The organism is Pseudomonas sp. LBUM1645, assembly GCF_059716185.1.
Window position 1 is genome coordinate 4,956,808 of sequence record NZ_CP166811.1, and the last position, 14,512, is coordinate 4,971,319.

General features: G+C 61.8%; 6 protein-coding genes. 4 read left to right on the plus strand and 2 right to left on the minus strand.

What is annotated here, in order from left to right; genetic code table 11:
- Positions 1-2: 2 nt before the first annotated feature.
- Genes ACA079_RS22415 through ACA079_RS22425 form a run of 3 tightly spaced genes read left to right on the plus strand, consistent with a single transcriptional unit; the run spans position 3 to position 3,653 of the window.
- Positions 3-1,553 carry an LTA synthase family protein gene (locus ACA079_RS22415; protein WP_497700985.1) on the plus strand — a complete coding sequence of 517 codons (1,551 nt, stop codon included), beginning with the start codon at positions 3-5 and terminating at the stop codon, positions 1,551-1,553.
- A complete protein-coding gene (locus tag ACA079_RS22420; protein ID WP_497700986.1) occupies positions 1,546-2,157 on the plus strand; it encodes a GNAT family N-acetyltransferase in 612 nt (203 codons plus the stop codon). The genes ACA079_RS22415 and ACA079_RS22420 overlap by 8 nt, the downstream gene beginning before the upstream one ends.
- Positions 2,154-3,653: a capsular polysaccharide export protein, LipB/KpsS family gene (locus tag ACA079_RS22425; protein WP_497700987.1), complete on the plus strand. Its 1,500-nt coding sequence runs from the start codon at positions 2,154-2,156 to the stop codon at positions 3,651-3,653. The genes ACA079_RS22420 and ACA079_RS22425 overlap by 4 nt, the downstream gene beginning before the upstream one ends.
- Here the strand turns inward: ACA079_RS22425 and ACA079_RS22430 are convergent.
- Complete coding sequence (locus tag ACA079_RS22430) at positions 3,648-4,997, minus strand: aminotransferase class I/II-fold pyridoxal phosphate-dependent enzyme (RefSeq protein ID WP_497700988.1); 1,350 nt, start codon at positions 4,995-4,997, stop codon at positions 3,648-3,650. The genes ACA079_RS22425 and ACA079_RS22430 overlap by 6 nt on opposite strands.
- An 8-nt stretch (positions 4,998-5,005) precedes the next feature.
- On the minus strand, positions 5,006-12,583 hold the full coding sequence (locus tag ACA079_RS22435; protein WP_497700989.1) for an SDR family NAD(P)-dependent oxidoreductase: 7,578 nt from the start codon (positions 12,581-12,583) through the stop codon (positions 5,006-5,008).
- A gap of 327 nt (positions 12,584-12,910) precedes the next feature.
- Between ACA079_RS22435 and ACA079_RS22440 the strand changes: the two genes are divergently transcribed.
- Entirely contained in the window at positions 12,911-14,476 is a 1,566-nt protein-coding gene (locus ACA079_RS22440; RefSeq protein WP_497700990.1) for a methyl-accepting chemotaxis protein, read from the plus strand.
- The last annotated feature ends 36 nt before the right edge of the window (positions 14,477-14,512 follow it).

Sequence of the window (14,512 nt, forward strand, 5' to 3'; positions counted from 1 at the left end):
TCTTGAACAGTCCTTTTACCTGGGTCATCGTTGGCGGGTTTGTCCTGACCTGTCTGCTCGAAGCGTTGCTGATTCCCCGCCCGACCTTGCGTCGTCCACTGCGCAGCTGGCTGCTGCATGCCGGGGTGTGGCTGTTTTCGGTGGCCGTGCTGTACACGATCACCGGGCGCCCTTATTTCAGCGCGGTGAACGCCCTCGCCCTGTGGCTGCTGATCGTGATGGTGAGCAACGCAAAGTATCACTCGCTGCGTGAACCGTTTGTGTGCGCGGACTTTGAATACTTCAGCGACGCGGTGCGTTTTCCACGCCTGTACCTACCCTTCTTCGGCATCGGCAAAACCATCGTGCTGGCCCTGGCGTTTGTCGCCTATCTTGCGTGCGGACTGTATTTCGAGCCTGCCGCTGCGCAGGCGTTGCCCGTTGGCCTCGCTACGTTGGCGAGCGCCGTGCTGTTGCTGATTCTCGGCGGCATCAAGCCACTGCAACCGACTTACGATGCCAGCCTGGATTTGACCCGCTGGGGTCTGGCCGCCAGTTTGTGGACCTATTTTCGCGCAGCACGACGCAAGGTCGCTATCGACCAATTGCACTCGCCGTTCGCCCTCGATCCGCGTCAGGCGCCCGCCACGATGGGCACTGTGCTGCCGGATCTGGTGTCCGTGCAGAGCGAGTCGTTTTTCGATATTCGCCGGTTGTGGCCGGGCATCCGCGAACAGGTGTTGAGTCACTACGACGTGTTGCGCGGTGAAGCGCTGGCACACGGTCGCCTGCAAGTCGCGGCCTGGGGCGCCAATACTGTGCGCACCGAGTTCGCCTTTCTGACCGGGATTGCAGGTGACAAGCTCGGCGTGCACCGCTTCAATCCGTATCGCCATCTGGCGCGCCAAGGGTTGCCGAGCATTGCCGCCGAAATGAAACGCAAGGGCTACCGCACCGTGTGCATTCACCCGTACGCTGGCAGCTTTTACGGTCGCGATCAGGTGCTGCCGGCGCTGGGCTTTGACGAGTTCATCGACCTGCGCAGCTTTAACGATTCGCAAAAAGCCGGGCCATTCATTGGCGATTGCGCTGTGGCCGACAAGATCACTGAACTGCTCAATGCCAGCAACCGCACTCAGCCGTTGTACATCCACGCCGTGACTATGGAAAACCACGGCCCGCTGCACCTGGAAACCGTCGACGCCGCCGAATTGCCGACCTGGTTCGACCGCCCGTTGCTCGATGGCCTGCGCGATCTGGCGCCGTACCTGCGGCACGTCAGCAATGCCGACCGGATGCTGGGCCAATTGCGCGAGTGCCTGATGTCGCGACCGAACCCGACCGGACTGTGCTTTTTTGGCGACCACGTGCCGATTCTGCCCCAGGTGTATACCGCACTCGGTGCGCCGGATGGCGATACCGACTACTTCATCTGGTCCAACAAGGCGTTCAGCAGCCGCGCGGCCACGTCACTGGCAGTCGAACACCTGGCCAGGACGTTCGTCGACCAGTTGAGTCGCACCAAGGCTGCAAGCAAACCTTTGAGCCAGGCCCAGACCGCCCTCCATGACTGAGAATGCCTGCGAGCCGCTGCGGATCGTCCTCGGCTCCCGCTTGCCGGAGCGCGACGAGGCGATCGCGCGGCTGATCGCCTCGGGCCGTGGTTCGCTGGCCTTCATCCTCGGCGATGAAGCCTGCCGCTATCGGCTGCTGGCCCAGGCGATCAATTGGGACCGGATTCTGATTGCCTATCGCGGCCCCACTGCGCTCGGCTATGCCGCGTTCAAGCACCATCGGCGCGGGCCGTTTTCGCCGGGTTTCGGCCCCTTCCGGGGCGAGTTCGGCCGGCTTCGCGGCAGTGTGCGCTACCTGCTGTTTGTCATTACTGAATGCCGCGAGTGGTACTACGGGTTTTATCTGTATGGCTTGCGGGTGATCAAACCGGCGCGCCATCAAGGCATTGCTACCGCGCTGCTGACAGAGACATTCGAACAGGCTCGTCAAGCGGACTACGACAGGGTTGAGCTTGAGGTTCAAGTGAAAAATCAAGGCGCCCAACGGCTCTACACCCAGCAAGGTTTCGTCCGGGTGCGCACCACACCCGTGAATTGGCTCGGCCGGTTACTGCCCTTCCCTGCGGTGGTGAACATGCGCCGCTCACTGAAGCCCCAGCCATGAAGCGCGACGACATGAATCAATCGCTGGTCGAAGGCCCGGGCTGGATCGGCATCATGTCCCAATGGGTCATGTGGCGGGTGTTTCACCTGACCGAATTTCTCGACCCCGAAGGCAAGCCGTCGTGGCTGTGGCGTCGTGGCGCGAAAAAGCCCAAGGGGCTCAAGGCGATTTCCGGGATTGGCTACAAGCGCTCGTCAGACCATGCCCGGGTGCTGTGCAAGCGCTGGGACATTCCCTATATAGCACTAGAGGACGGTTTTCTGCGCTCCTCCTCCCTCGGGGTCGAGGGCGATACGCCGATGTCGATGGTGGTTGATCCGATCGGCATCCACTACCTGGCGGATCGTCCTTCGCTGCTGGAAAACATCCTCCAGCAACCGCAGCAGCTAACGGCCGAGGAACTGGCCACCGCCATCGAACTGATTGCGCTGATGCGCAGCAGTTGCATCGGCAAGTACAACAACACCCCGGACCTGAGCGACGATGACCCATTAGGTCGGAACACGCCGCTGGTGCTGGTGGTGGATCAAACCTACGGCGACTTTTCGATTCCGGGCGGCGGTTTGTGCGAGGCGGATTTCATCCGCATGCTCGATGCCGCACTGGCGGAAAACCCCGGTGCCGACGTTCGCGTACGGATTCATCCGGACTGCATGAGCGGGCACAAAAAAAGCTGCTTGCTCGACGCGGCGAAGGAGCGCGGGGTGACGTTGGAAAGTCGCCCTGTGTCCTGGGCTTCGCTGGCACGGCGGGCCGCGCGCGTGTACATCGCCACCAGCCAGGCCGGGCTCGAAGCCCTGATTCAGGGCGTGCCGGTGACGTGCTTCGGGCTGCCCTTCTATGCCGGCTGGGGTTTGACCGACGACCGTCTTGCCATCCCGCGCCGGCAGGCACGACCGACCCTTGAGCAGCTGGTCGCTGCGGCCTACATCCGCTATTGCCGCTACGTTGATCCGTTGACCGATCAGCGTTGCGACGTCATGACCGTGGCCCGTCAGCTGGCCCGGCAAAAACATCAGGATGCGCAATTTGCCGGCTCACTGACGGTGCTCGGCGTGCCCCGACACCAACAACCGGCCATCCGCAGCTTTCTCAACAGCCGCTGGGGCCGGGTGAAGTTCACCCGTGACAACACCGAGCTGATGACGCAAGTGGCTCGCGAGGACGGCAAACTGCTGGTGTGGGTTGCCGGTGAAGCGGCTGATTTGCACCAGCGTGCCGAGGCGCACGGCGTACCGCTGTGGCGCATCAGTCCGCACGTTTTGCAGGCACCGGGACGCCGCGCACCGGCCTCGCTGGTGGTGGATCGCAGACCGCACCATTCAGTAGCCCGGCAGCGGAAAATGGGGCTCGACGCAGATGTGCAGCGACTGGTGCACGTTCGCGGTATGCCCTGCAGCCCGGAACACAGTGCGTGTCCCGAGACTGGCCTGCTCGACAGCTGCGCGCGTTATCGGCAGATCCGACGCTACCTCAAGGGCATGCTCGGCCTATAACTTTTGCAGTTCCTGCGCCACGGCACTGACGGTTTCGGCGATTTGCTCCGGCGTGTGCAGGCACGACACGAAGAACCGGACACGGGCCGCTTTCTCCGGCACGGCCGGGTGCAGGATCGGCTGGGCGTTGATGCCTCGACGCGACAAGGCCCAGGATAATTGCGTGGCTTTGAGCGAGCTGCCGGTAATCACCGGGATCACCGCCAGCCCCGTGCTGGTGCCGGTGTCCAGGCCCGCCTCTTTGGCCAACTGCAAAAATTGTTGGCCCCGCGCCTGAAGCGTCGCCACCCGCTCACGGTCTTCACGCAGGCAACGCAAGGCGGCCAGCGCCGCGGCGGCCACCGGTGCAGGCATGCCGACGCTGTACAAAAAACCCGGCGCAAGAAACTTCAAGTGCTCGACCAGCGCCGCCTCGCCGGCAATGTAGCCGCCACAACTGGCCAGGCTTTTACTTAAGGTGCCCATCCAGATATCCACGTCACCGCCGTCCAGGCCGAAGTGTTCGCGGATGCCTTTGCCCGTCTGCCCCATGACACCCAGCGAGTGCGCCTCATCGACCATCAAAAACACCTTGTGTTTTTTCTTCAGCTCGACAAAACGCGGCAAGTCCGGGTAATCACCGTCCATGCTGTAGATGCCTTCAAGCACCACCAGCACGCGTTCGAAATGCTGGCGCTGATCGCTCAGCACCCGGTCGAGGGCTTCCCAGTCGTTGTGCGCAAAACTCAGGCGTCGCGCGCCGGACAATTGCACACCTTGCAGCACGCTGTTGTGGATCAGTTCGTCATGCAGGATTAAATCCCGCGGGCCGAACAGGTAACCGATGGTCGTCACGTTGGTCGCATGACCGCTGACAAACGTAATGGCGTCTTCCACTTCGTACAGGTCGGCCAGCTCGCGCTCCAGCTCACGGTGGATCGGCCGGTCGCCCGAGACCGGACGGCTGGCGGACACCGACGTCCCGTAGTGATCGATGGCCGCTTTCGCCGCCGCTGTCACCGCCGGGTGTCCGGAGTAACCCAGGTAGTTGTAGCTGGCGTAATTCACATAACGGGCGCCCTGGATCACGGTTTCCGCGCCCGCCAGGCCTTCATGCAATTTGAAGAACGGATTGGTCAGCCCGAAACGCGCCGCGCCGTCGAGCATGATCCGCAACTGCTGATAGCCGGGGTGCTGATCGAAACGATAAAACTGTTCCGACACGCTGTGCGCCGCACCGTTCACGCTCTCCAGCGAAGGCCCTGGCGCGACATTAGTCGTCTGGCGCAGGCGCCGCTCCAGAGCTTGCTGGATCAGCTTGTCTTTCATCGAGGCAGCAAGCCCGGGTGTGGATTTATTGGCCATAGTCCGAATCAGTTAATCAAACGAGTGAGGTTGGAATCCTGGCCATTGAGGCCATCGCTCAATTGCGCAATGTCCTCCCGGGACAGCTCCGCGCCGTGACGCGACAGCGCATCGGCCGCCCGCGATTGCAGCGTGTCGGCGCTGTTCTGCGGCGCGTCATGCTCCTGGTTGCCACGCAGCAGTTCGAGAATCCGCCCGGTCAATTTGGCGATGCTGGAGGTTTCGCTCAGTTCCATCACCGGTAGGCGAATCCCGAACCGTTCCTCGACCGCGACCACCAGCTCGACACTCATCAATGAGTCCAGCCCCAATTCTTGCAGCGGGCGGGTAATGTCGAGTTTGTTGGCGGGCAAGCGCAGGATTTCGCTGATTTCCTGTTTGAGCATTTCACCGAACAGCTCCGTCAGTTCCTGTTCATCCAGCTCGACCAGCAAACGCTGGATGTCGTCGACGTCGCTCTCCTCGTCCTGTTCACCGCCATTGAGACGGGCCAGTTCGCTGAACTTCGGCGTGTTCGCCGCCGGCAGGAAACGCGACAGCGCTTTCCAGTCCAGCTCCAGCACGCCGAGCCCGGATCGTTGCTGCAAGAGCAATCGCTCGAGGGTGTCCAGCGCCACTTGCGAGAGCAACGCCGAGCCGCCCATGCGACTTTGCAGGGCGTCTTTGATGTCCTCGTTGCGCGCGAGGAAGCCCGCATCGTCAATGGCTCCCCACAACACGCTGGTCGCGGGCAAACCCAGGGCCAGGCGATGGCGGGCCAAGGCTTCGAGCCAATGGTTGGCCGCTACGTAGTTGGCTTGGCCCGGGTTGCCGAATAACGTGGTTGCCGAGGAAAACAGCACGAAGAAATCCAGCGTCAGGTGCGCGGTCATTTCGTGCAGGTATTGCGCCCCCTTGGCCTTGGGCTCAAGCACCCGTTGCACTTGTTGTTGGGTCAGGTTGCGAATCAGCCCGTCGTCGAACACCGTGGCCGCGTGCACAACACCGCGCAACGGCTGGTCACCGGCTTCGATGCGCGCCATGACCGACTTCAGTTGCGCGGCGTCGGTGATGTCGCACGCCAGCGCTTGAACCTCGATGCCCTGCTCGCGCCAGACCGCGAGCATCGGCTGCGCTTCTTCGGTGGCGGCGCCACGGCGACCCAGCAACACCAGATGGCGAGCGCCTTTTTCCACCAGCCATTGCGCGGTGCGCAGGCCAAATCCGCTGAGACCACCGGTGACCAGGTAGGCGCCATCGGCCGACAGCTGCAACGCTGGCGGCTGAGCCACCGGTGCGCTGAAGACATTCTGAATCGGTGTGCGATAGGTGACGACGATCTTGCCGATCTGCCGCGCCTGCTGCATGTAGCGGAACGCTTCGACGACTTCATTGGCATCGAAGGCGCGGTATGGCAGCGGCGTCAGGAAGCCGTCCTGGAAAAGACCCATCATTTCGCTGAACAACCGGCGGGTCAGCTGCGGACGCTCGCTCATCAGCTGATCGGCATCGATGCCGAAGTAGCTGATGTTGTTGCGGAACGGCCGCAGGCCAATCTTGGTGTTCTGATAGAAATCGCGCTTGCCCAGCTCGAGGAAACGCCCGAACGGTTTGAGCACTCTCAGGTTGCGGTTGATCGCCTCGCCCGCCAGCGAGTTGAGCACCACGTCCACACCCCGGCCATCGGTGATTGCCAGGATGTCGTCGGCATACGCCAGCGAACGGGAGTCGAACACGTGCTGGACGCCGAGCAGGCGCAGGAAGTCGCGCTTCTCGTCGCTGCCGGCCGTGGCGTAAATTTCGGCGCCGCACCATTTGGCGATCTGGATGGCGGCGATGCCCACACCACCGGCCGCGCCGTGGATCAGGATCTTCTCGCCAGGCTCCAGCCGCGCCAGGTAATGCACCGCGTAATAGACGGTGAAGAACGTGCTCGGAATGGTTGCTGCCGCTTCGAACGACATGCCTTCGGGAATGCGCGCGACGGCGTTGGCATTGGTCACCAGACGGTTGGCGAAGCTCGACGGACCGAACCCGACGACGCGGTCGCCCGGTTGGAAATCTCCCTCGACCAACGCGCCTTTACCGCAAACCACACCGGCGAACTCAAAGCCCAGGGTCGGACCCGAAAATCCATTTTCAATGGCCTCATCGGAGAGCAGACCCAGGGCATACATGACGTCCCGGAAGTTCAAACCGGTGGCCTGGACTTCGATGTCCAGTTCATCACCGGCCGGTACCAGCGGTGGTCGGGCCTCCCAACGCAAATTGCGCAGCTGACCCGGTAAATCAAAGCCAAGTTTGACCTGGGCGGGCGCATGCTGGAGCGTGTCACCCGGCACGTCATTGGGCTGGATGCGCAAACGGGCGACGTAGCGATCACCAGCGGCGCTGATCGCCAGTTCGGTTTCACCGTCGGCCTGTAACAGCGCTGGCAGCAGTGCTTCGACACCGGCGTCGGTGGCCAGGTCGAGCAGGCGCACGCGGCAACCGACGGCCTCGTTGGCCAAGGTTCGACCGAAGCCCCACAAGGCTGCATCGGCCAGCCCTTGCACGGTGCTTTCGGTTCGAGCGCCAAGGGGCAGCAAATGAACGGCGGCGCCGGAGGTCAGCAACCAGCAATCCGGCGCGATACCTACGGCCTCACAGGCCTGAGTGATCGCGGCGGCCAGCATGCAACGGTCAGCCTGAGCCTCCAACCCTTGCGTGGCGAACAGGCCGGCCAGCATCACCACGTGGTGCGGTGCGGCGCCGGTCAGACGCAATTGATCCGCCAACCCGGCGGCAGAATCCGGGGCCAGCAGCGCAACGTCCTGGCCATGCTCGCACAAGGTCGAGGCCAAGGCGCGGGCAAATGGCGCGTCCGCCCCCTGTTCGCTGGCCACCAGCAACCAGTTCTGGCGCGCAGGTTCAGCGTCAACTTTAAGGGATTTCGGTGTGTGCGCAGCCGCCACCAACCAGTAGCTGCCGGAAGCCGTGTGAGGGATCAGCTCCAACGGCTCGGACACGGCTAGGCCATGACGCTGCAATTCCTGTTGCCAGAAACCTGGACGCTGCTGCGCCGACAGCCTTTGCTGTCCGTACCCGGCCAGCCACCAGGACGGTTGTGCGCCGAAGGTAAAGTCCGCCCAACGCGCGGGGTGTTGCGCCAACAACAGCAGTTCACCGTGAGCGCAAAGCCGTGTCGCCACGTGTTGCAGGCCTTGGTTGACCGCCTCCAGCGGCGCCAGGTCAGTGGTGACCAGCACCAGGTCGAAATCGTTGCCCGGTACCTGTGGCAATTGCGCGAAATCGCCCAAGGTCATGATCTGCAGGTGGGCAAAGTCCGCCTGGAGCATCGACACCTGATCAATGTTTTCCGCGCAGTACTGATAGTCGATGCGGTCGAAGTCCAGCGTCGCCGCGAGGTCGGCGGCCAATGGCACACCGTCAAAACCCAGCTCGAGAATACGCAGACGCTGGCCGTCAGGCAGCACGGCCAGGCGTTCGGTGATGTGCGCGCGCAGGCTGCCGAGCAAGGCGTGATAGCCGGCGGCGCCGAGCACCTGACGGGCCAATAGCGCCGGCGAGGTTTCCCGTGGCAGTAGTTGCGCGATGCTCACTTGCCCGCTCAACAGCGCCAGCAGGTGCACGCCGATACGACCGACCGAATGAATGATCTGGAAGTGTTCGGTATAACTGCGGAACAGTTCCTGCCAAATGTCTTGCGCGCTCGCACGCTCGCCTTGATCGGCCACTTGCCAGCTGCCTTCAGTGGTCAGGACGAGGCTGCCCTCTTCCACCGCCAGCGCCAGCAAATGATCGAGGTAACCCGAGAGCGCGTGCGCCTCCGGGCCCCAGCTCGAACGCTGCTGCAGCGTGAGTTCACCGCCAAGTTGCTCGATAGCTTCCCACAGGAAACTGCCGCACAGGTTGTCGAGCAGCGGGTCGATTTCATCGGCATAACGGACCAGCGCCGGATCGTTCGCAATCGCGGCAACCTGTTGCTGCAAGGTCGCGCCCAACAGCGAGCCCGTCAGCGGCGAACGAGGGCCAGCGACGGGATAGGGTTTGGCAATCCCGACGAAGTCCACCAGTTTCAGATCGCCGCTGCGATCCTTGTGCAGGCGCACACCGCGGAAACGCGCATCCTTGATGCAGATGACCGCACGGCCTTCGGCGTCGTACAGGGTGAAGTCTGCCAACAGCGAATGTTCCGAACGGCGCACTAGCCGGACCTGAGCCAGGCACGGCGGCAGGCTGCCCGCCGCGAACGCGATACGTCCGAGTTTGACCGGTATGAACGCCAGGCCCTTACGGCTTCTGGCGTCGCTGCTCAACAGTTGGGTGATCAACTGGAAAGCACTGTCGAGCAATGCCGGGTGCAAATGCAGGCTCGTGAGTTCCGCCTCGATCAGGCTCGGAACGGTGAGCCGCGCCAACACTTGATTGTCGTCGATCCAGCCGTCTGTCACCGCCTGATAGGCCGGGCCGTAATTGAGACCGACCGCACGGGTCAACGCCAGATGATCCGCCGAGGTGAAGTCCGGTGCGCGGCTCGGCAAGGCCGGCGCGGTGCCGGCGAGCAAACCGCCGCGGGCTTCGCCAGGAAATCTGGCGATCACATGCTGAACCCACGGTTCGGCCTGGGCCGTGCTGCGCGAAACAATGGACAGCGCACCGTCGGTGCTGTCGACCACCACTCGGACTTTCTTGCTGGAATCGGCATGCAGCAACAGCGGGCTGTGGATTTCCAGCTCTTCGATTTCCACGTACTCGCCCGGCTGATACTGCAATGCAGCGGCCAGCGCGACTTCGGTGAAACCGGCGCCAGGGAACAACACCGCGTCGCCGACCATGTGGTCGCCCAGCGATGGGAACAGCTGGGTGTCCAGGCGATTGTCCCAGGTCAGTTCATGCCCGGGCAGCGCATAGCCCAACAGTGGATGAACGCGCTCGCGCTGAAGGTGACCGGAAGATTCGGGTGTTTCCGGGTGCCAGTGACGCTCGCGTTGCCAGGCGTAATTAGGCAACTGCACGAATCGACCGGTGTGCGGGAACAGGCAGTCCAGCTGAATGTCCACGCCGGCGATCAAGACTTTGGCCACGGTGCGGTCGATTAGCTGCGGGGTTTCTTCGCCACGCAGATTCGTCGCGATCACGACGGCTTGCCGTTCCTGACGGCTGTGCGCGTCGGCCACGTACGAACGCAGAATCGGGTGCGGACCGACTTCCACGAACACGTTATAGCCCTGCTCGGCGAGCTTTTCGGTGGCGGACTGGAACAGTACCGGCAAGCGGATGTTTTGCCACCAGTACTCGGCGTCCAGTCGCTCACCGGCCAGTTCGTCACCGGTCACGGTCGAATACATCGGAATGCGCGACGGCCCCGGTACCACATCGCTCAACACGTCGATCAGCGCATCGCGGATCACGTCCATGGCCGGCGAGTGGAACGCGTAATCGAGGCCCAAACGCCGAACGAAGACCTGACGCTCGGTCAGCGCTTGTTCCAGAACGTCCAGTGCGGCTTGCGGACCGGCGACGGTGGCGCCCTTGAAGCTGTTCTCACCGGCGACCACCAGATCGTGGTGCAGGTTGAGCGTTTGCAGCAGGCTGGCGGTGTCTTCGCCGCTGAGACCGACCGCCGACATTTGCCCGCTGCCTGTGGTCAATCCTTGCAAGCGACTGCGGTGGTAAATAACCCGCGTGGCGTCCTTGAGGGTCAGCGCACCGCAGGCCCAGGCGGCGGCGACTTCACCCACGCTGTGCCCGGTGACAGCCATCGGAAGCACACCTTTTGCGGCCAGCATCCGCGTGATACCGACCTGCAATGCAAACAGCGCCGGTTGAGCAATCTCGGTCAATTGATAGCGGTCTTCGCCATTGTCGCCGGCCAGTTCCGCCCGCAGCGAGTAACCCGCCAGCGGTTCGAAAATGGCGTCCACCTCGGCCACGGCCTGATGGAACACCGGGTCGGCGAGCAACGACTTGCCCATGCCTTGCCACTGCGAGCCATTACCGGAATAAACGAACACCGGGCCTTTCGGTTGCTCCAGCGCCAGACCGCTTTCGAGCACCGCCGACAGGGTTGGCACCCCGGGATCTGTCGCAAAATCGAGCAGTGCCTGAGCACTGTGTTGAGCATCGGCGCCAAACACCACGACCCGCTGCGGGTGCACGTCGCGACGCACCAGTGACTGATAGGCAACGTCGTAAAGGCTTCCCTCGCCGGACTCTGACAAAAACTCCGCGAACTGCTCCGACTGAGCGGCCAGACCTGCGCTGTCCTTGGCCGACACAATCAGCGGCACAGGGTGATCGGTCGAGGCTGGTGCCTCATCGGCCTGCGGTGGACTTTCCAGAATAACGTGCGCGTTCGCACCACCAAAACCGAACGAATTGATCCCGACCACTAGTTTGCCGGTGGGCTTGAGTGCCTGGGTTTCGGTGACGACCTGCAAGTTGAGGTCGGCGAACGGGATATTCGGATTGAGCCTGGTGATGCCGATGGTGGCCGGCACCTGGCGTTTAATCACGCAGAAAAGCGCCTTCATCAAACCGGCAACGCCGGACGCGGCTTCAAGGTGGCCAATGTTGCTTTTGATCGAGCCGATCAGCAGCGGCTGGTCGGCAGGGCGTTGCTGGCCGAGCGCTTCGCCAATGGCGCGGCTTTCAATCGGATCGCCGACCGGTGTGCCGGTGCCGTGCGCCTCAAGGTAATCGATCTGCGTGGCGTCGATGCCGGCTATAGCATAAGCCTGTGTCATCAGTGCAATCTGCGCCTCGGCACTCGGTACAGTCAGACTCGACTTGTGGCCATCGGTGTTCGCCGCGGTGCCGGCTACTACGGCCAGGATCTGGTTACCGTCCGCGACCGCCTTGTCGTAATCCTTCAGATAGAACAGACCCGCCCCTTCGGACCGGACATAACCGTCGGCGGATTCATCGAACACATGGCATTGGCCTGTGCGCGAGAGCATCGACGCCTTGGAAAAAATCAGGAAGCCGAACGGATGAAGGTGCAGGCTGATACCACCGGCCAGCGCCTGTTCAATATCACCGTTCTGAATCGCCTGGCACGCCTGGTGAAACGCAATCAGAGAAGACGAGCACGCCGTGTCGATGGCCATGCTCGGACCTTGCAGGTCGTAGAAATAAGAGAGCCGGTTGGCCGCAATGCTGAAGGTGTTGCCCGTGGCGGTGGACGCTTCGATCGCCGACAAGTCATGCGCCAACCTGTAGCTGTAATCGACGCTGGCAATGCCCAGGTAAACGCCACAATCGCTGCCGCGCAGGCTCGAAGGCTTGACGCCAGCGTTCTCGAACACTTCCCAGCCGAGCTCGAGCAACAGACGTTGCTGAGGGTCCATGATCGCGGCTTCGCGCGGAGAAATATTGAAAAAGCCTGCGTCGAAGGTGGAGATATCTCCAAGCGAGCCAGACGCGAACGTATAGGACGTTGCCGGGTTGGCCTTGTCCGGGTGCAGGAACTCGTCTTTGGACCAGCGAGAAAAATCTGCTTCGGTGATGAAGCTCCGCTGGTCTAACAGGTGCGGCCAAAAAGTTGCGGAAGTAGAGCCAGGAAAACGGAACGACGTCCCAATGATTGCAACTTTTTTACGCATTGCTACGAGCCCTTTTCATACCCGGCCTTTTTTCAAAGGCTGGGCAACAATCAACTTCCATTAATTTAAATGCTGGAGCACCGGCGACACTTTATGACAGTCGTGTCGCTAAATCCTGCTTGTACCCAGCCAACGTCCTACATAAAACAGCGGCGAATCATACGCGCCCAGTCTCCTGAGGGAAACCTGAATAGCTCAACCACTGGGCGGGCCGGCCTTTTCAGCGCACTGCCGCAAATTTGAGACCCTCGTCCGATTTATAAAAAAGAATTCAATAAATTCGCGGCGCAGCCGACAACTTCTGAAAGCCTTGCGGATTGAAAAGCCATGCGTAACAACCAGCCTATTACACAACGCGAACGGACCTTCCCGGCTCAGCAACGGTTGATTTCCACCACCGATGCCAAGGGCGTGATCACCTACTGCAACGACGCTTTCGTCGAGATCAGTGGGTATTCTCGTGAAGATCTGATCCGTGCGCCGCATAACCTGGTCCGTCACCCTGACGTCCCGGCCGCAGTGTTCGCGCACATGTGGGGCACACTGAAACAAGGCTTGCCATGGATGGGCATTGTCAAGAATCGCTGCAAGACCGGTGATCACTACTGGGTTAACGCCTATGTCACGCCGGTTTTCGAAGGCAATCAGGTGGTCGGTTACGAATCGGTGCGGGTCAAACCCACCGCCGAGCAGATCCGCCGTGCCGAAGCGCTCTATCAACGCATCAACCAGGGCAAGTCGGCGATTCCTTCAACGGACAAATGGCTGCCGGTGCTTCAGGACTGGCTGCCGTTCATCCTCGTCAGCCAACTAAGCTTCATGATCGGTGCGTCGCTCAATTCCCAATGGGGTTTTGCGTTGGCCGCCGGCCTGTCGGTGCCATTGGGTCTGTTGGGGTTGAGCTGGCAACAACGTGGTCTCAAGCGCTTGCTGGTCCTGGCCGGGCAAACCACCTCCGACCCGCTGATCGCGCAGATGTACACCGACAGTCGCGGCGCTCAGGCGCGCCTGGAGATGTCGATCCTCAGCCAGGAAGCCCGCCTGAAAACCTGCCTGACCCGTCTGCAGGACACCGCCGAGCACCTGAGTGAGCAAGCGAAACAGTCCGACACCCTGGCTCACAGCAGCTCCACCGGCCTGGAACGCCAACGCGTCGAAACCGAGCAAGTGGCCACCGCCGTCAATCAGATGGCCGCCACCACTCAGGAAGTCGCCAGCCACGTGCAGCGCACGGCCGATGCGACTCAAGAAGCCAATCGCCTGACCGGTCGCGGTCGCGACATCGCCGGGGAAACCCGCGAAGCCATCCAGCGCCTGTCGGTGGTGGTCGGTGAAACCGGCCTGACCGTGACCCAACTGGCCAAGGACAGCGACGAAATCGGTGGCGTGGTCGATGTGATCAAAGGCATCGCCGACCAAACCAACCTGCTGGCGTTGAACGCGGCTATCGAAGCGGCCCGTGCCGGTGAAATGGGTCGTGGCTTTGCGGTAGTGGCTGACGAAGTCCGTCAACTGGCGCAACGCACCAGCGAATCCACCGGGCAGATCCATGCTTTGATCGCCAAACTCCAGCAAACCGCCAGCACTGCGGTGCAGACCATGGAGGCTGGCCATCGCCAGGCCGAAGAAGGTGTCGCGCGGGTATTGGAAGCGGATCAAGCACTGGTGGGGATCAGCGAAGCGGTGGCCAACATCACCGACATGACTACACAGATTGCTGCTGCGACTGAAGAGCAAAGTGCTGTTGCCGAGGAAATCAGCCGCAACATCAGCAACATCTCGCACCTGGCGGATCAGACTTCGGAACAGGCTCAACACTCGGCGTTGTTGAGTGAAGAGCTGACGAAGACAGCGAATACTCAGTATTCGTTGGTGGAGCGGTTTAACCGCTGATTGTTGCTGGAATCAAAGAACCCGGACGGCGGAAGC